This window comes from Burkholderia sp. BCC1993 (assembly GCF_905339865.1).
Classification (GTDB): domain Bacteria; phylum Pseudomonadota; class Gammaproteobacteria; order Burkholderiales; family Burkholderiaceae; genus Burkholderia.
Genome location: NZ_CAJPGZ010000004.1, coordinates 286,696 through 305,369, shown reverse-complemented (window position 1 = coordinate 305,369; position 18,674 = coordinate 286,696). Strand labels below are relative to the sequence as shown.

Genomic DNA, 18,674 nt, shown 5'->3' with positions numbered 1-18,674 from the left:
TCCCGGCTGCAGCCGCACAAAAAAAGCCGCTGGCGTCATGCGCGCCAGCGGCTTTTTTCGTCAGACGGTATGTCGTGCGGTCAGTCGACGATCCGCATCGAGTAGTCGGTCGCGCGCACGTCCTTCGTCAGCGCGCCGATCGAGATGCGGTCGACGCCCGTCTCCGCGAACGTGCGCACCGTATCGAAATTGACGCCGCCCGACACTTCGAGCACGGCCTTGCCGGACGCGATGCGCACTGCCTCGCGCATCATGTCGAGCGTGAAGTTGTCGAGCAGCACCGACTGCGCGCCATGCGCGAGCGCCGTGTCGAGCTGCGCGAGCGTCTCGACTTCGACCTGCACCGGCACGCCTGACTCGAGCGCGAACGCCGCATCGAGCGCTTCGCCGACACCGCCGGCAGCCGCGATGTGGTTTTCCTTGATCAGGATGCCGTCGTACAGCGCAAGACGCTGGTTCTCGCCGCCGCCGACCCGCACTGCGTACTTCTGCGCGAGCCGCAGGCCTGGCAGCGTCTTGCGCGTATCGAGGATCTTCGTGCGCGTGCCTTCGACGCGATCGACGTAACGACGCGTCGCGCTCGCGACGCCCGACAGCAGCTGCAGGAAGTTCAGTCCGTTGCGCTCGGCCGTCAACAGTGCGCGCGCCGGCCCTTCGAGTTCGCAGACGGTCGAATCCGGCGTCATCCGGTCGCCTTCGCGATAGTGCCACTGCACGACGATCGACGGATCGATTCGCGCGATGACGGCCCCGAACCACGGCACGCCGCACAACACGGCCTCCTCGCGCACGATGATGCGCGCACGGCGCCGCTCGCCGGCCGGCACGAGCCGCCCGGTCTGGTCGCCGGTGCCGACGTCTTCGGCGATCGCATCGGCGACGTTGCGCGCGATCGCTTCGTCGAACGCCGCGCCGTATTGTGCGCGGACGGCTTCGAACAGCGGAGAGACTGCACCGGTCATGCAGCCCCCACGTTCGCGAACAGTTGCTGATCGCGCTGCAGATCGCCGCTCGCTTGCACGCGCTTCTTGTGCGCCGCTGCGAAATCGAGCATCCGGTCGATCGGGAGACGCGCGCGCGCGCCGATCGCGGGATCGACGAAGATCTCGTTGTGACCGCGCTCGAGCACATCGGCGAGGTTCGCGAGGCCGTTCATCGCCATCCACGGGCAATGCGCGCAGCTCTTGCAGGTCGCGCTGTTGCCGGCCGTCGGCGCGGCGATGAAGGTCTTGCCGGGCGCCGCGAGCTGCATCTTGTGCAGGATGCCGAGGTCGGTCGCGACGATGAAGTGCGTCGCGTCGAGCTTCACGGCGGCATCGATCAGCTGCGTCGTCGAGCCGACGACATCCGCCTGCGCGACGACGTTTTCCGGCGACTCCGGATGCACGAGCACCTTCGCGTCCGGATATTCGGCACGCAGCAGGTCGAGCTCGATGCCCTTGAATTCGTCGTGGACGAGGCACGAACCCTGCCACAGCAGCATGTCCGCGCCGGTTTTCTTCTGGATGTAGCTGCCGAGATGGCGATCAGGTGCCCAGATGATCTTCTCGCCCCGCGCGTGCAGGTCCGCGACGATTTCGAGGCCGATCGACGACGTGACCATCCAGTCCGCGCGGGCCTTCACGGCGGCGCTGGTGTTCGCGTAGACGACGACGGTGCGGTCGGGATGCGCATCGCAGAACGCGGAGAATTCGTCGACCGGGCAACCGAGATCGAGCGAGCAGGTCGCGTCGAGATCGGGCATCAGTACGCGTTTGCCGGGGCTCAGGATCTTCGCGGTTTCGCCCATGAAACGCACGCCGGCGACGACGAGCGTCTGCGCGTCGTGGTCGCGGCCGAAACGGGCCATTTCGAGCGAATCGGCGACGCAGCCGCCGGTTTCGTCCGCCAGTTCCTGCAGCTCGGCATCCACGTAGTAGTGAGCGACGAGCACGGCCTTTTCACGTGCGAGCAGCGCCTTGATGCGCGCCTTCAGTGCGGCGCGTTCTTCGGCGGACGGCGCCTCGGGCACTTTGGCCCACGCTTGCCCGACGCCACAGACGGTTCCTGCCGAGACCGGCCGGTCGTACTCGACGGGTTTGATCGTCGATTGCATCTCCATATCTCCTGTCGACCAGAGTTAGTGCTTTAGCACTTACTCTGGTCCCATGCTTCGCGGTCGGCCAGAGTTAGTGCTTTAGCGCTTGCTCTGGCCCCATGCTTCGCGGTCGGCCCGAGTTGGCGCTTCAGCGCTTGCTCCAGCCCCATGCTTCGCGGTCGACCCGGTTAGCGCTTCAGCGCTTGCTCCAGCCCATCCCTACGCTCGCCCCGGGGTGCCACGTCAGCGCTGCCCCAAGCCTCATACGAATTCCAGCGCTTCCGGTCGCCCTTCGAAAACCGGCCGCCCAAATGAAAAAACCCCGCCAACGCGGGGTTTGTGACGTCCTGAGATTCTAATCGATTTCGAATCAGGCGTAGCGACGCAGGCGCGTCGCGAATTCCTGCAGCGCCTTGATGCCGCTTTGTTCCGCGCGATGGCACCAATCCTGCAATTGCGCGAGCAGCTGTTCGCGCGACGCGGTCGAACGATCCCAGATCGCGGCCAGATCCTGGCGCAGCTGGAAGTACGTATGCAGCTTCTGGCTGTTCGCGAAGATCTCGGGCAGCAGCTTCTTCTGCGGCTCGTCGAGGCCGTCGGCGTCCTTGTGGAACCACTTGCGCGCGCCGCGCATCAGCTGGTACTTCTCGCTCGAACCGAGTTCCTTCAGGTGCGCGAGCTCCTGGCGATAGGCACGCTTCACGGCCTTGCCGTAGCGCGCCATCACTTCGTAGCGGTTCGACAGCACGGCCTGCAGCGTTTCCTGGTCGAGCACCGTCTTCGGCTTGTTCAGGCGCGGCGTCGGTGCAACCTTCTTCACCTTCGCGAGACCGAATGCCGACATGATGCGGATGTACATCCAGCCGATGTCGAACTCGTACCACTTGTTCGACAGCTTCGCCGACGTCGCGAACGTGTGGTGGTTGTTGTGCAGCTCTTCGCCACCGATCACGATGCCCCACGGGAACAGGTTCGTGCTCGCGTCAGCCGAGTTGAAGTTGCGGTAGCCCCAGAAGTGACCGAAACCGTTCACGACACCCGCGGCCCAGAACGGAATCCAGACCATCTGCACGGCCCACACGGTCAGACCGATCACGCCGAACAGCGCGACGTCGATCACCATCATCATGCTGATGCCGAGAATCGGATACTTCGAGTACAGATTGCGTTCGAGCCAGTCGTTCGGCGTGCCGTGGCCGAACTTGCGCATCGTCTCTTCGTTCTTCGCTTCCGCGCGATACAGCTCGGCGCCTTCGAGGAACACCTTCCAGATGCCGCGCGTCTGCGGGCTGTGCGGATCTTCCTCGGTCTCGCACTTCGCATGGTGCTTGCGGTGAATCGCGGCCCACTGACCCGTCAGCATGCCGGTCGTCATCCACAGCCACAGGCGGAAGAAATGGCTCGCGATCGGATGCAGCTCCAGCGCGCGGTGCGCCTGGCAGCGGTGCAGGTAGACCGTCACGCCGATGATCGTCACGTGCGTGACGGCCAGCGCGAACAGCGCGACCTGCCACCACGAAAAGCGCAGGAGCCCGTGGGAAAGAAAATCGAGCAGGGAATTCAACAAGGCAGTTACCTGTGGTGAGAGCGATGCCGGCGCAGGCCGACGTCAGAAAAATGAAAGCATACCGCGTGTAGACCGGAATTTTACTTCAACCGTTCCAAGTCTTTGTAAAAAATGAATATTCTCTTGTCTTGACGCAACACGAACAGTCCATCGACGGACCGGAAAAGCCACGCGATCCGGTTCTGGCCGCGGGCCCCGCCCGATTCGCGCCGGCGCGCCGCATCTACGCGGCCGACGCCCGCCCGTCCACCGACCGGCCATCGGCCACGGGCACGTCCTCGGCGACCACGCCCGTCGCGGCAAACCCCTCCGGCAAACCGACCACGCGCACTTCGCGCTGCGGGAACGGAATCGAGATCCCGTGCTCGCCAAAGAGCCGCCAGATGTTGCGGTTCACGCTCGAACGCACGCCCGACGTGCCTTTCGCCGAATCCTCGATCCAGAAGCCGAGCTCCAGATCGATCCCGTCCGCGCCGAAGCCGACCAGGTACGGCGTGGGCGCCGGCTCCGCGAGCACGCGCGGCACGCCCTTCGCGGCTTCCGCGAGCACCACGAGCGCCTGCTCGACGTCGCTGGTATAAGCAATCTGCACGGCGACCTTCGCGTAGCCGCGCGTCAGGTACGACGACTGGTTCTGCACGACGTCGGTGATCAGTTTCTCGTTCGGGATCAGCGTCTCGTTGCCGTCGAGGCCGCGCACGACCGTATAGCGCGTGCGGATCTGCGTGACGACGCCCTGGAGCCCGCCGACGCTGATCGCGTCGCCGAGCCGCAGCGAACGGTCGAGCAGGATGATGAAGCCCGACACGTAGTTGCTGGCGATCTTCTGCAGCCCGAAGCCGAGGCCGACACCGACCGCGCCGCCGAACACGCCGAGCACCGTCACGTCGATGCCGACGAGCGACAGCCCGATCAGGATCGCTGCGAACACGAGCAGCGCGCGGCCGACCCGCGACATCACGACCTTCAGGTTCGCGTCGAGCGTGGTGGCGCGCGCGAGGCGCTCCTCGAGCACCGAGCCGAGCCACATCGCGACCATCAGCGTCACGCACACCCACAGCGCGCCCGAGATCACCGACAGCAGCGTGAGGTGCGCATTCGCGACACGGAACTGCACGCTGTCGAGCCAGCCGAGCACGTCGCGCTGGATCCCGAGCACGGTCAGCACCATCGCGGCCCACACGACGGTCGACACGATCTTCTCGACGATCGATAGCCACGCATGCGTGTGCCCGTCGCGCGCGAATACGCGCCGCGCAAAGAAGAACAGCACGTAGATCAGCCCGATGCCGAACAGCGGCACGAGCGCGAGCGCCAGCAGCGACGTCGACATGAACGGATCGAACGCGAGCTGCGAGATCCCCACGAAGACGCCGCCGAACAGCGGAAACAACGCGCGCTTCAGGCTTTGCGCACCCGCACCGGGCGCGCGCCCGGCCGCCCGGCGGTGCGCATCGATGCGCCCATGGACGAAGCGCGCTGCAACCCACGCGAAGCACAGCGCGCCGACGAGGATCGCCGCCTGCCAGATCATGACCGGCTGGTGGAAATCCCGGATCACCGATGCCAGCCGGTGCGACAGCAGGCGGCTCTGCAGATTCTCCATCGTCCGTGCGCCCTGCCGTTACTGCGCGGCGCGCCGTTCGAGCACCGCGGCGAAGAAACCGTCGGTCGCATGGCGGTGCGGCCACAGCGACAGGTAGTCGCCGGTCTCGAGCTCGATGCGCTGGTCGGCCAGCACCTTCTGTGCGGGCACCAGCACGAAGTCCGGATGGTCGGCGAGGAACTGCTCGACGATCGCTTCGTTCTCCGCGTGGAGCACGCTGCAGGTCGCGTACACGAGCCGGCCGCCCTTCTTCACGAGACGCGCGGCGCTCGCGAGAATCGACGCCTGCTTCGGCGTGAGCTCCTCGATCGACGTGCGCGTCTGGCGCCACTTGAGGTCGGGGTTGCGGCGCAGCGTGCCGAGGCCGCTGCACGGCGCATCGACCAGCACGCGGTCGATCTTGCCCGCGAGCCGCTTGATCTTCGCGTCGTGCTCGCTGTCGATCAGCACCGGGTTCACGTTCGACAGCCCGCTGCGCGCGAGGCGCGGCTTCAGCTTCGTGAGGCGCTTTTCCGACACGTCGAACGCATAGAGGCGCCCGGTCGAGCGCATCATCGCGCCGAGCGCGAGCGTCTTGCCGCCGGCGCCCGCGCAGAAATCGACGACCATCTCGCCGCGGCGCGGCGCGACCAGCGAGCACAGCAGCTGGCTGCCTTCGTCCTGCACCTCGATCTGGCCTTCCTCGAACAGCTTCAGACGCGTGAGCGCCGGCTTGCCGACGACGCGCACGCCTTGCGGCGCGAACGGCGTCTCGCCCGCGTCGATGCCGTTCGCACGCAGCGCGTCGATCACCTGGTCGCGCGTCGCCTTCTGCGCGTTGGCGCGCAGGTCGAGCGGTGCCGGGTAGTTCAGCGCGGCGGCGAGCTGCGCGAGTTCCTCCGCGTCGAAACGGGCGGACAGCGCCTGGTAGATCCAGTCGGGCAGGTTGGTGCGCACGCGCACCGGCAGGCTCGCCGGATCGATCTTCGACACGTGCTCGAGCCACGCGGCCTCGGTGTCGGACACGAACGGCTTCAGCGCATTGCGGCCGAGCGTCTGCATCAGGCCGAGCAGCGTCAGGCGCCGCGCGGGGCTGCCCGTGCCGCTCTCGGCGAGGTGCGAGAACTCCATCTTCCGGCGCAGCACCGCGAACACCGCCTCGGCGATCACGCCGCGCTCGGCGTGGCCGAGCTTCGGGTGCGCGCGGAAGAACCGGCTCGTCGTCGCGTCGGCGGGGCCGGTGAACTTCAGCACCTCGGCCAGCAAGGTCTCGGTCTGGCCAATCAGGAATCCGTGCAGCTTCATACGCCCTCGCTCGTTTCGGTATGCGGTTGATCCGCGAAAATCCAGCGCGCCTCTTCCGGCGCGACCACTGCCCTGCCGTTCTCGAGGCGCAGGCGCCCCTCGACGAACCAGCGGACCGCACGCGGATACAGCACGTGCTCGACCGCCAGCACGCGCCGCGCGAGCGCGGCCGCGTCGTCGCCCGCGCGCACGGGCACTGCGCCCTGCGCGACGATCGCGCCGCTGTCGAGTTCGGGAATCACGAAATGCACGCTCGCGCCATGCAGCGCGACGCCGGCATCCAGCGCCTGCTGGTGCGTGTGGATGCCCTTGAAGCTCGGCAGCAGCGACGGGTGGATGTTCAGCAGCCGGCCTTCGTATCGTCTGACGAAATCGGGCGTGAGGATGCGCATGAAGCCGGCAAGCACGACGAGATCGGGCGCGAAGCGGTCGATCTCGGCGGCGAGCGCCGCGTCGAAGCTGTCGCGGCCGTCGAACGAACGATGGTCGACCACCGCGGTCGCCACCCCGTGCGACGCGGCAAAAGCCAGGCCGGCCGCGTCGGGCCGGTTGGCGATCACGGCGGCGACCTCGGCCGGCCAGCGTTCCTGCGCGCACGCGCGGACGATGGCCTCCATGTTGCTGCCGCGACCGGAAATCAGGATCACGAGTTTTTTCATCCGCGAATTTTACCATTCGCCCCCGCGTTTCCCCCCTTCTCGGCCGCCGGGCCGCCCGAACGTTTATAATCTTCTGCTTTGCGGCATCCCACCGCCCATTCCCCGACGCTGCATCCGCTATCGTGAAAGTCTTCCGCGGCCTGCCCAACGCCGAGAGCCGCGCGCCGTGCGCGCTGACGATCGGCAACTTCGACGGTGTCCATCGCGGCCACCAGGCCCTGCTCGCGCGCGTGCGCGCGGCAGCGGACGCGCGCGGCCTGCCCGTGTGCGTGATGACCTTCGAGCCGCACCCGCGGGAATTCTTCAACCCGGCCGGCGCGCCGCCGCGCATCGCGATGCTGCGCGACAAGCTGGAAGCGCTGCGCGACCACGGGGTCGACCGTGTCGTCGTCGAGCACTTCAACCATACGTTCGCAAGCCAGTCGCCGCAGGCGTTCGTCGAGCGCACGCTGGTGAACGGGCTGCACACGCGCTGGATGATGGTCGGCGACGATTTCTGCTACGGCGCGAAGCGCGCGGGCACCTTCGACACGCTGAAGGCGGCCGGCGAGCAGCACGGCTTCGAGGTCGAGCAGATGGGCACGGTCGCCGGCAGCGACGGCACGCGCATCTCCAGCTCGGGCGTGCGCACCGCGCTCGCGGCGGGCGATCTCGACGCCGCCGCGCAGGCGCTCGGCCACGGCTATGCGATCAGCGGCCACGTCGCGCACGGGCTGAAGCTCGGCCGCGACCTCGGCTTCCCGACCCTGAACCTGCCGATCGCGCACAAGCGGCCGGCGCTCGCGGGCATCTTCGTCGTGCAGGTGCACGGCCTGGGCCCCGCCCCGCTGCCGGGCGTCGCGAGCCTCGGGCTGCGCCCGACCGTCGACGATTCCGGCCGCGTGCTGCTCGAAGTCCACCTGCTCGACTGGCACGGCGACGCGTACGGCAAGCTGATCCGCGTCGAATTCCTGAAGAAGCTGCGTGACGAGGCGAAGTTCGACGATCTCGAGGCGCTGTCGCGCGCGATCGCGCTGGACGTCGCGAATGCGCGTGCGTACTTCGTCGAGCGCGACCGTGCGCCGGGCAGCCGCGCGACCGGCTTCTCGACCTCGGCGACCGACCGAATTAGCTGATCCGGCCGGCGGCGCCCCGCGCCGCACCCTCGCGCCGCCGACCCGCGCGCATCCCCGATTCACGACGCACGAGCGTCCCCCGATTTAGATAGCGATCCCATCATGAGCAACAAGAAAGCCGATTCGAAACCGCAGGCCAAGTATCCGGTCAACCTGCTCGACACGCCGTTCCCGATGCGCGGCGACCTGCCCAAGCGCGAGCCGCAGTGGGTCAAGGAATGGGAAGAGCGCGGCATCTACGAGAAGATCCGCGCGGCCAGCCAGGGCCGGCCGAAGTTCATCCTGCACGACGGCCCGCCGTATGCGAACGGCGACATCCACCTCGGTCACGCGGTCAACAAGATCCTGAAGGACATCGTCGTCAAGTCGCGCAACATGGCCGGCTTCGACGCGCCGTACGTGCCGGGCTGGGATTGCCACGGGATGCCGATCGAGATCCAGATCGAGAAGCAGTTCGGCAAGTCGCTGCCGGCGGCCGAAGTGATGAGCAAGGCGCGCGCGTACGCGACCGAGCAGATCGAGAAGCAGAAGGTCGGCTTCAAGCGTCTCGGCGTGCTCGGCGACTGGGCGAACCCGTACAAGACGATGAACTTCGTCAACGAGGCGGAAGAGATCCGCGCGCTCGGCAAGATCATCGAGAAGGGCTACGTGTATCGCGGGCTGAAGCCGGTGAACTGGTGCTTCGACTGCGGCTCGGCACTCGCCGAGGCGGAAGTCGAGTACAAGGACCGCACCGACCCGACGATCGACGTGATGTTCGCGTTCGCGGAACCGGAAAAGACCGCGCAGGCGTTCGGCCTGCCGGCACTGCCGCGCGCCGAGGGCGGCATCGTGATCTGGACCACCACGCCGTGGACGATCCCCGCCAACCAGGCGCTGAACCTCCATCCGGAAATCGTCTACGCGCTGGTCGACACCGAGCGCGGGCTGCTGATCATCGCGGAAGAACGCGTCGAAGCCTGCATGGCCGACTTCAAGCTGACCGGCCGCGTCGTCGCGACCACGCCCGGCGTGAAGCTCGCGAACCTGCGCTTCCACCACCCGCTCGCATCGGCCCACCCCGGCTACAAGCGCACCGCGCCCGCCTACCTCGGCGACTACGTGACGACCGACACCGGTACCGGCGTCGTGCACTCGTCGCCCGCCTACGGCATCGAGGACTTCCAGTCGTGCAAGGCACACGGGATGACCGATTCGGACTTCATCAACCCGGTGATGGGCGACGGCCGCTACATCGAATCGCTGCCGCTGTTCGGCGGCCTGTCGATCTGGGACGCGAACCCGAAGATCGTCGAGGCGCTGAACGCGGCCGGCTCGCTGCTGCGCAGCGAGAAGTACACGCACAGCTACATGCACTGCTGGCGCCACAAGACGCCGATCATCTACCGCGCGACGTCGCAGTGGTTCGCCGGCATGGACGTGACGCCGAACGACGACGGCAAGACGCTGCGCGAAACCGCGCTCGAAGGTGTCGAGGCGACCGCGTTCTACCCGTCGTGGGGCAAGCAGCGCCTGTTCAGCATGATCGCGAACCGGCCCGACTGGACGCTGTCGCGCCAGCGCCAGTGGGGCGTGCCGATGGCGTTCTTCGTGCACAAGGAAACCGGCGAGCTGCACCCGCGCACGCTCGAGCTGCTCGAGGAAGTCGCGAAGCGCGTCGAGCAGTCGGGCATCGAGGCGTGGCAGACGCTCGATCCGCGCGAGCTGATCGGCGACGACGCGAACCTGTACGAAAAGAACCGCGACACGCTCGACGTGTGGTTCGACTCGGGCACGACGCACTGGCACGTGCTGCGCGGCTCGCACAAGGATCAGCTGCAGTTCCCGGCCGACCTGTACCTCGAAGGCTCGGACCAGCACCGCGGCTGGTTCCATTCGTCGCTGCTGACCGCATCGATGATCGACGGCCGCGCGCCGTACAAGAGCCTGCTCACGCACGGCTTTACGGTCGACGGCGAAGGCCGCAAGATGAGCAAGTCACTCGGCAACGGCGTCGACCCGCATGAAGTCGCGAACCGTCTCGGCGCGGAAATCATCCGCCTGTGGATCGCGTCGACCGACTATTCGGGCGAACTCGCGATCTCCGAGGAAATCCTGAAGCGCGTGACCGAAGGCTATCGCCGCATCCGCAACACGCTGCGCTTCCTGCTCGCGAACCTGTCGGACTTCGACTTCGCGCAGCATGCAGTGCCGGTGGAGGAATGGCTCGAGATCGATCGTTATGCGGTCGCGTTCTCGCAGCAGCTGCAGACGGAACTGCTCGGCCACTACGAGAAGTACGAATTCCACCCGGTCGTCGCGAAGCTGCAGACGTACTGCTCGGAAGATCTCGGCGGCTTCTACCTCGACGTGCTGAAGGACCGCCTGTACACGAGCGCGGCCGATTCGCGCGCCCGCCGCTCCGCACAGACCGCGCTGTACCACCTGACGCACGGCCTGCTGCGCGTGCTCGCGCCGTTCCTGTCGTTCACGGCGGAAGAAGCGTGGAAGGTGTTCCAGCCGGCCAGCGACACGATCTTCACGGAAACCTACTATGCGTATCCGGAAGTCGCCGGCTCGACCGCGCTGATCGAGAAGTGGGCACTGCTGCGCGATGTGCGCGGCAACGTGACGAAGGCGCTCGAGGAAGCGCGCACCGCGAACCGCATCGGCTCGTCGCTGCAGGCCGAAGTGGCCGTGCATGCGAGCGGCGCGCGCTACGACGCACTGACGAGCCTCGGCGACGATCTCAAGTTCGTGCTGATCACGTCGGCGGCGACGGTCGTGAAGGTCGACGACGAAGCGCAGGAAAGCGTCGACGTGGCCGCGTCGAAGTACCAGAAGTGCGAACGCTGCTGGCACTACCGCGAGGACGTCGGCGCGCACGCCGATCATCCGACGCTGTGCGGCCGCTGCTTCTCGAACCTGTTTGAAAACGGCGAAATCCGGAGCGCTGCGTAAATATGGCGAAAACCCTGTCGAAACCGGCCAGCGGCGCGCTCGCGCCCTGGCTCGGCATTTCGCTGATCGTGATCCTGTTCGACCAGCTGTCGAAGATCGCGATCCTGAAAACGTTCGCGTACGGCGCGCAGCACGAGCTGACGTCGTTCTTCAACCTCGTGCTGGTGTACAACCGCGGCGCCGCGTTCGGCTTCCTGTCGACCGCCGGTGGCTGGCAGCGCTGGGCGTTCACCGCGCTCGGCGTCGGCGCGACGCTCGTGATCTGCTTCCTGCTGAAGCGCCACGGCCACCAGCGGCTGTTCAGCGTGTCGCTCGCGCTGATCCTCGGCGGCGCGCTCGGCAACGTGATCGACCGGCTGATCTACGGCCACGTGATCGACTTTCTCGATTTCCACCTCGGCGCCTGGCACTTCCCGGCGTTCAACCTCGCCGATTCCGCGATCACGGTCGGCGCGGTGCTGCTGATCTACGACGAACTGCGTCGCGTGCGCGGCTCGCGCTGAGCGCGCATACTCGGCGTCGACGGCCGGCTTCGCGCCGGCCGTTCCGTTTGACCCTTGGAGGCCTGAGTTGGCACACGCAGAACTCGCAGGAAAACACCTCGTTCTCGGCCTGACGGGCGGCATCGCCTGCTACAAGATCGCCGAGCTCACGCGGCTGCTCGTGAAGGCCGGCGCGACCGTGCAGGTCGCGATGACCGAAGCCGCCGCCCAGTTCATCACGCCCGTCACGATGCAGGCGCTGTCCGGCCGCCCCGTCTACATGAGCCAGTGGGACGCGCGCATCGGCAACAACATGGCGCACATCGACCTGTCGCGCGAAGCCGACGCGATCGTGATCGCGCCCGCGTCGACGGACTTCCTCGCGAAGCTCGCGCACGGGTTCGCGGACGACCTGCTGTCGACGCTGTGCGTCGCGCGCGACTGTCCGCTGCTCGTCGTGCCCGCGATGAACCGCCAGATGTGGCAGAACCCGGCCACCCAACGCAATGCCGCGCAACTGCGCGCCGACGGCGTGTCGGTGCTCGGCCCCGATTCGGGCGCGCAGGCGTGCGGCGAAGTCGGCGACGGCCGCATGCTCGAACCCGAGGCGATCTTTGAGGCGATCGTCTCGCACTTCGCGCCGAAGGTGCTCGCGCACCGCAGCGTGCTGATCACGGCCGGCCCGACGTTCGAGCCGCTCGATCCGGTGCGCGGCCTCACGAACCGCTCGAGCGGCAAGATGGGCTTCGCGCTCGCGCGCGCCGCGCAGCAGGCCGGCGCCGACGTGCATCTCGTCGCGGGGCCGGTCGCGCTCGACACGCCGTGGGGCGTGTACCGCCAGGACGTGCAGACCGCGCAGCAGATGTACGACGCGGTGATGCAGGCGGTCGCCGACGCCGACATCTTCATCGCGGTGGCCGCGGTCGCCGACTGGCGCGTCGATCAGCCGGCCGAGCACAAGATGAAGAAGACGGCCGACCGCAAGATGCCGGCGCTCGCGTTCGTCGAGAACCCCGACATCCTCGCATCGGTCGCCGCGCTGCCCGATCCGCCGTATTGCGTCGGCTTCGCGGCCGAAAGCGGCGACCTCGACGTGCACGGCGACGAGAAACGCAAGCGCAAGAACGTGCCGCTCCTGGTCGGCAATCTCGGCCCGCTGACGTTCGGCCGCGACGACAACGAAGTCGTGCTGTTCGAGGCAGCCGGCCTCACGCGCCTGCCGCGCGCGCCGAAGGACGAACTCGCGCATGTGCTCGTCGCGGAAATCGCGAAGCGCCTGCCGGACAACCGCCTGATCTGATCACCCGCGCGGCGGCCCGCGCCGCCGCGCCCTTCCCGACCGATTCGACGACCGCATGAAACTCGACCTGAAGATTCTCGACGCGCGCATGCGCGACTACCTGCCCGCCTACGCCACCACCGGCAGCGCGGGCCTCGACCTGCGCGCGTGCCTCGACGCGCCCGTCACGCTGCAGCCGGGCGAAACGACGCTGGTTCCGACGGGCCTCGCGATCCACCTCGAAGACCCCGGCTACGCAGCGCTGATCCTGCCGCGCTCGGGCCTTGGCCACAAGCACGGGATCGTGCTCGGCAACCTCGTCGGCCTGATCGATTCCGACTACCAGGGCCAGCTGATGGTGTCGACGTGGAACCGCGGCCAGACCGAGTTCGTGCTGAACCCGTTCGAGCGGCTCGCGCAGCTCGTGATCGTGCCGGTCGTGCAGGCGCAATTCAACATCGTCGACGACTTCGCGCAAAGCGATCGCGGCGAAGGCGGCTTCGGCAGCACCGGCCGTCACTGAACGGCACCACGCAAAAAAGGGGCCTCGGGCCCCTTTCCTTTTTCCGATTCAGTGTGACTGCGCTCACCGCTCGGCCGTCTGCGCGATCCGCGCGGGCACGAGTTCGCGGCGCCGCGCCTGCGCGATGCTCGCGTAGATCACCAGCGCGACCAGCACGCCGAGCAGCACCGCCGACGAGCCGACCGTGCCGAGCGCGAGTCCGCCCTTGGCGACCGGTTTCGTCAGCAGGTCGCCGACCGTCGCCCCGAACGGACGCGTGAGCACGAACGCGGCCCAGAACAGCAGCACGCCGGAAATGCGCGTGAAATAGTGCGCGAGCACGATCGCCGCGAGCAGCCCGCCGATCAGCAGCGCGCCGCCGCCGAAGCCGAGGCCCGAGCTGTCCGCGAGGAAATCGCCGAGCGCGGTGCCGAGCGTGTTCGAGAACAGGATCGCGATCCAGTACAGCAGCTCGACCTTGCGCGTGCGGATCAGGTCGACCGACAGCGATTCGCCGCTCAGGCGCCACACCGTGAAGATTGCCAGCAGGATCGCGACGAGAATCGACGAGCCGGCCGCGTAGCCGAGGCCGAGCGTGCGGTCCATGAAATCGGACATCGTCGTGCCCGCCGTGCTCGTCGCGACGATCACGGCCCAGTAGATCGCCGGGCGATACTGCGTCGTCCTGAGCTGCGCGCCCAGCGTCACGAGAAAGAAACCGAACAGCAGGATCGAGCTCACCGCATAGCCGACGTTCAGCGTCATCGAGAGCAGGTCGCCGCCGGTTTCGCCGAGCGTCGTTGCGCAGATCTTCATGATCCAGAACGCGAGCGTGATTTCGGGAAGTTTGTTCATTCGAACCCCTTTTACAGATGGCGACGGGCTGGCGTGCGCCGGCCCGGATCGCGGACAGGTTCGAATGTAATCGCTGCCGGCTTAACGGAACCTTAGCGGCGGCGGGTGTTGCGACGCCGCGCGGGCTGCAGCCCCGCGGCGGGAACGCACGCGTCAGCGCGCGTGCTGGTGCCGATAGTGCAGCGCGTATGCGAGCGTCAGCAGCACGACGAACACGACGCCGACCACCATCGTCATCCGGAATTCGCGCGTGAACGCGGTCGTCAGCAGGATCGCGCCGACGAGCCCGGCACCGAGCAGGCTGCCGAACGGGTGTCCCCACATCCGGAATGCGAGCGCCGGGCCGCTGTACCGCGCGCGAAAGCGCAGATGCGTGACGAAGATCATCATCCACGTGAACAGCGCGCCGAACATCGCGATCGCCATCATCACGGTGAACGCGGTGTCGGGCGACAGCGCGACCAGCACGGCCGCGACCGCGACGCCGCTGGTCGAGATCCACAGCGCCGCGCGCGGCACGCCGTTGCTGCCGAGCCGGCCGAACACGGCCGGCGCGAGCCGTGCGCGCGACAGGCTGAACATCATCCGCGTCGTCACGTAGAGCTGGCTGTTCATCGCCGACAGCGCCGCGATCAGCAGCACGAAGTTGATCACGCCGGCCGCATACGGCACGTGCGTCGCGGCCATCACCTTCACGAACGGGCTTTCGTCGGTGCCGGCCTGTGTCCAGGGCACGATCGCGAGCATCAGCGACAGCGTCAGCAGGTAGAACAGCACGAGCCGGAACACCGTCGAGCGGAACGCGCGCGTGACCGCGTGCTGCGGATCGCGCGCCTCGCCGGCCGCGATCGCGACCGCCTCGATGCTCATGTAGCTGAAGATCGCGACGATCACCGCGACCCAGGTGCCCCACGGCCCTTTCGGCATGAAGCCGTCGTGCGCGGTGTAGTTCGCGAAGCCGATGCCCGAGGCGGCCGGCGCCGACCACACGAGATACGCGCCGAGCACGATGAACACGACGATCGCCGCGATCTTCAGCAGCGAGAATGCGTATTCGACCGAGCCGTACAGCGTGACGCTCGCCAGGTTCACCGCGATCAGCAGCGCGGAGAAGCCGATCACCCAATACCAGCCGGGCACGGCCGGAAACCAGTACTTCATGAAGACGGCGATCGCGCTGATCTCGGTGCCGATCGCGAACACCACCGCGAACCAGTACGCATAGCGCACGAGAAAGCCCGCGAGCGGGCCGACGTAGTGCTCGGCATACGCGCCGAACGAGCCGGCCGTCGGATGCGCGACCGTCATTTCCGCGAGCGCGCCCATCAGCAGCAGCGCGATCAGCGCACCGATCGCGTACGAAACCAGCACGCTCGGGCCCGCGAGCCCGATCGCGAACCCGCTGCCGAGGAACAGCCCCGTGCCGATCGCGCCGCCGATCGCGATCATCGCCATCTGCCCGGACGTCAGCGCATGGCGCAAGCCTTGTTCGCGCGCGACGATGTTGTCGAACGATCGTTGTTGTTGTGTCACTGCGTTACCACTCCCCTGCACCACCATCGCGCCACCGGCGCCAGATAAAACGAAACGGCGCGGAGAACTTCCCGCGCCGTTCGCATGAACCACGAATTATCGCTTACTCGACTTCGACCGCCTCTTCGTTCGGCTTGTGCGGCGGATTCGCCAGCTTGTCGAACGACAGCTGCACCTTGTCGTTTTCGTCCACGTCGACCGTCACATGGCCGCCATTGACGAGCTTGCCGAACAGCAGTTCGTCGGCCAGCGCGCGACGAATCGTGTCCTGGATCAGCCGCTGCATCGGCCGCGCGCCCATCAGCGGGTCGAAGCCGTGCTTCGCGAGATGCTTGCGCAACGCGTCGGTGAAGAGCGCGTCGACCTTCTTCTCGTGCAGCTGCTCCTCGAGCTGGATCAGGAACTTGTCGACCACGCGCATGATGATTTCCTCATCGAGCGAGCGGAAGCTGATGATCGAATCCAGGCGGTTGCGGAACTCCGGCGTGAACAGGCGCTTGATGTCGGTCATCTCGTCGCCCGTTTCGCGGCGCGTCGTGAAGCCGATCGTCGCCTTCTGCATCGACTCGGCGCCCGCGTTCGTCGTCATGATGATGATGACGTTGCGGAAATCCGCCTTGCGGCCGTTGTTGTCCGTCAGCGTGCCGTGGTCCATCACCTGCAGCAGCACGTTGAAGATGTCCGGATGCGCCTTCTCGATCTCGTCGAGCAGCAGCACGCAGTGCGGCTTCTTCGTGACGGCTTCGGTCAGCAAGCCGCCCTGGTCGAACCCGACGTAGCCCGGCGGCGCGCCGATCAGCCGGCTCACCGCGTGACGCTCCATGTATTCCGACATGTCGAAGCGGATCAGCTCGATGCCGAGCGTGAACGCGAGCTGGCGCGCCACTTCGGTCTTGCCGACGCCGGTCGGGCCGGAGAACAGGAACGCGCCGATCGGCTTGTCCATCTTGCCGAGGCCCGCGCGCGCCATCTTGATCGACGCGGCGAGCGCGTCGATCGCCGGATCCTGGCCGAACACGACGCTCTTCAGGTCGCGATCGAGCGTCTGCAGCTTGCTGCGATCGTCCTGCGACACGCTCTGCGCCGGCACGCGCGCGATCTTCGAGATGATTTCCTCGATCTCGCTCTTGCCGATCGTCTTCTTCTGCTTCGACTTCGGCAGGATGCGCTGCGCGGCACCCGCTTCGTCGATCACGTCGATCGCCTTGTCCGGCAGGTGACGGTCGGTGATGAAGCGCGCCGACAGTTCGGCCGCGGCCGACAGTGCGCCCGACGAATACTTGACGCCGTGATGCTCCTCGAAGCGCGACTTCAGCCCGCGCAGGATCGCGACCGTCTGCTCGACGGTCGGCTCCGTCACGTCGACCTTCTGGAAGCGCCGCGACAGCGCCGCGTCCTTCTCGAAGATGCCACGATACTCGGTGAAGGTGGTCGCGCCGATGCACTTGAGCGTGCCCGACGACAGCGCCGGCTTCAGCAGGTTCGACGCGTCGAGCGTGCCGCCCGATGCGGCGCCCGCGCCGATCAGCGTGTGGATTTCGTCGATGAACAGGATCGCGTGCGGACGTTCCTTCAGCTCCTTCAGCACCGTCTTCAGACGCTGCTCGAAGTCGCCGCGATACTTGGTGCCCGCCAGCAGCGCGCCCATGTCGAGCGAATACACCTGCGCGTTCGCGAGGATGTCCGGCACTTCGCCGCGCGTGATGCGATAGGCGAGCCCTTCCGCGATCGCGGTCTTGCCGACGCCGGCCTCGCCGACGAGCAGCGGGTTGTTCTTGCGGCGGCGGCACAGCACCTGCACGACGCGCTCGACCTCCGGCTCGCGCCCGATCAGCGGATCGATGCGGCCGTCCTTCGCCATCTGGTTCAGGTTCTGCGTGAACTGCGCGAGCGGGGTTTCCTTCTGCGCGTTCGCGTCCTCGCTTTCCGCGTTCGCGTCGGCCGACTTCGCGGCTTCGCCGCCGTTCGTCTTCGCGATGCCGTGCGAAATGAAGTTCACGACGTCCAGGCGCGTGACGCCCTGCTGCTGCAGGTAGTAGACCGCGTGCGAATCCTTCTCGCCGAAGATCGCGACCAGCACGTTCGCGCCGGTCACTTCCTTCTTGCCGTTCGACGTCGACTGGACGTGCATGATCGCGCGCTGGATCACGCGCTGGAAACCGAGCGTCGGCTGGGTATCGACATCGTCGGTGCCCGGGACGGTAGGTGTGTTGTCGTGGATGAAATTGCGCAGGTTCTGACGCAAGTCCTCGATGTTGGCCGCACACGCGCGCAACACCTCGGCTGCCGTCGGATTATCCAGCAGGGCCAGCAGCAGATGCTCGACCGTAATGAACTCATGGCGCGCCTGGCGTGCTTCCATGAACGCCATGTGCAGGCTGACTTCCAATTCCTGGGCAATCATGCTTCCTCCATCACGCACTGCAGCGGATGCCCGGCCTGCCGCGCATGGGTAACGACTTGCTCAACCTTGGTCGACGCGATGTCCCGCGTATAGACCCCACAAACCCCTCGCCCTTCGCGATGGACCTTCAGCATGATCTGCGTGGCCGTCTCGCGATCCTTCTTGAAATACTCCTGTACGACCAACACGACGAACTCCATCGGCGTGAAGTCGTCGTTCAGCAGCACCACCTTGTACATCGAAGGCGGCTTGAGCTTCTGCTGCTTGCGTTCCAGGACGGTGCTGTCCTGCTTGTCCGGGATAATCGCCATACACCCATTCTAAACAACTCGGACAGGCCCGCAATCCTGCCGTTACCCGACCGACCGGCC

At 66.7% G+C, this 18,674-nt stretch carries 15 protein-coding genes; 5 read left to right on the top strand and 10 right to left on the bottom strand.

Going from position 1 to position 18,674, the window contains the following annotated elements; genetic code table 11:
• Positions 1 to 80: 80 nt before the first annotated feature.
• From nadC to purN, 6 genes are all read right to left on the bottom strand, one after another.
• Positions 81 to 962: a carboxylating nicotinate-nucleotide diphosphorylase gene (nadC, locus tag U4Y91_RS08465; protein ID WP_321804701.1), complete on the bottom strand. Its 882-nt coding sequence runs from the start codon at positions 960 to 962 to the stop codon at positions 81 to 83.
• The gene (nadA, locus tag U4Y91_RS08460) at positions 959 to 2,095 is read right to left on the bottom strand and encodes a quinolinate synthase NadA (protein ID WP_044845643.1); all 1,137 of its coding nucleotides are present in this window, start codon (positions 2,093 to 2,095) and stop codon (positions 959 to 961) included. The genes nadC and nadA overlap by 4 nt, the downstream gene beginning before the upstream one ends.
• A gap of 352 nt (positions 2,096 to 2,447) precedes the next feature.
• Positions 2,448 to 3,644, bottom strand: a complete 1,197-nt coding sequence (locus U4Y91_RS08455) for an acyl-CoA desaturase (RefSeq protein WP_321804700.1) — start codon at positions 3,642 to 3,644, stop codon at positions 2,448 to 2,450.
• Between the two features lie 223 nt (positions 3,645 to 3,867).
• Positions 3,868 to 5,250: a mechanosensitive ion channel family protein gene (locus tag U4Y91_RS08450; protein ID WP_321804699.1), complete on the bottom strand. Its 1,383-nt coding sequence runs from the start codon at positions 5,248 to 5,250 to the stop codon at positions 3,868 to 3,870.
• Between the two features lie 18 nt (positions 5,251 to 5,268).
• Positions 5,269 to 6,534 (bottom strand): RsmB/NOP family class I SAM-dependent RNA methyltransferase, encoded by a 1,266-nt coding sequence (locus U4Y91_RS08445; RefSeq protein ID WP_321804698.1) that lies wholly within the window; start codon positions 6,532 to 6,534, stop codon positions 5,269 to 5,271.
• The gene (purN, locus tag U4Y91_RS08440; RefSeq protein WP_257773006.1) at positions 6,531 to 7,193 is read right to left on the bottom strand and encodes a phosphoribosylglycinamide formyltransferase; all 663 of its coding nucleotides are present in this window, start codon (positions 7,191 to 7,193) and stop codon (positions 6,531 to 6,533) included. Before purN ends, U4Y91_RS08445 begins: the two co-directional genes overlap by 4 nt.
• A 122-nt stretch (positions 7,194 to 7,315) precedes the next feature.
• Here purN and U4Y91_RS08435 point away from each other — a divergent pair, with 122 nt between their 5' ends.
• From U4Y91_RS08435 to dut, 5 genes are all read left to right on the top strand, one after another.
• A complete protein-coding gene (locus U4Y91_RS08435) occupies positions 7,316 to 8,308 on the top strand; it encodes a bifunctional riboflavin kinase/FAD synthetase (protein ID WP_321804697.1) in 993 nt (330 codons plus the stop codon).
• A 102-nt stretch (positions 8,309 to 8,410) separates the two neighbouring features.
• Positions 8,411 to 11,248 carry an isoleucine--tRNA ligase gene (gene ileS, locus U4Y91_RS08430; protein ID WP_321804696.1) on the top strand — a complete coding sequence of 946 codons (2,838 nt, stop codon included), beginning with the start codon at positions 8,411 to 8,413 and terminating at the stop codon, positions 11,246 to 11,248.
• A gap of 2 nt (positions 11,249 to 11,250) precedes the next feature.
• Positions 11,251 to 11,751, top strand: a complete 501-nt coding sequence (gene lspA / locus U4Y91_RS08425; protein WP_321804695.1) for a signal peptidase II — start codon at positions 11,251 to 11,253, stop codon at positions 11,749 to 11,751.
• Between the two features lie 67 nt (positions 11,752 to 11,818).
• On the top strand, positions 11,819 to 13,030 hold the full coding sequence (coaBC, locus tag U4Y91_RS08420; RefSeq protein ID WP_321804694.1) for a bifunctional phosphopantothenoylcysteine decarboxylase/phosphopantothenate--cysteine ligase CoaBC: 1,212 nt from the start codon (positions 11,819 to 11,821) through the stop codon (positions 13,028 to 13,030).
• A 55-nt stretch (positions 13,031 to 13,085) separates the two neighbouring features.
• Positions 13,086 to 13,532: a dUTP diphosphatase gene (gene dut, locus U4Y91_RS08415; protein WP_124486989.1), complete on the top strand. Its 447-nt coding sequence runs from the start codon at positions 13,086 to 13,088 to the stop codon at positions 13,530 to 13,532.
• 63 nt (positions 13,533 to 13,595) lie between these two features.
• Here dut and U4Y91_RS08410 read toward each other — a convergent pair whose 3' ends face one another.
• From U4Y91_RS08410 to clpS, 4 genes are all read right to left on the bottom strand, one after another.
• Positions 13,596 to 14,366 carry a membrane protein gene (locus U4Y91_RS08410; protein WP_044845586.1) on the bottom strand — a complete coding sequence of 257 codons (771 nt, stop codon included), beginning with the start codon at positions 14,364 to 14,366 and terminating at the stop codon, positions 13,596 to 13,598.
• Between the two features lie 153 nt (positions 14,367 to 14,519).
• On the bottom strand, positions 14,520 to 15,899 hold the full coding sequence (locus U4Y91_RS08405; protein WP_321804693.1) for an amino acid permease: 1,380 nt from the start codon (positions 15,897 to 15,899) through the stop codon (positions 14,520 to 14,522).
• Between the two features lie 103 nt (positions 15,900 to 16,002).
• Positions 16,003 to 18,303 carry an ATP-dependent Clp protease ATP-binding subunit ClpA gene (gene clpA / locus U4Y91_RS08400; protein WP_321804692.1) on the bottom strand — a complete coding sequence of 767 codons (2,301 nt, stop codon included), beginning with the start codon at positions 18,301 to 18,303 and terminating at the stop codon, positions 16,003 to 16,005.
• A complete protein-coding gene (gene clpS, locus U4Y91_RS08395) occupies positions 18,300 to 18,614 on the bottom strand; it encodes an ATP-dependent Clp protease adapter ClpS (RefSeq protein WP_321804691.1) in 315 nt (104 codons plus the stop codon). Before clpS ends, clpA begins: the two co-directional genes overlap by 4 nt.
• Positions 18,615 to 18,674 lie beyond the last annotated feature (60 nt).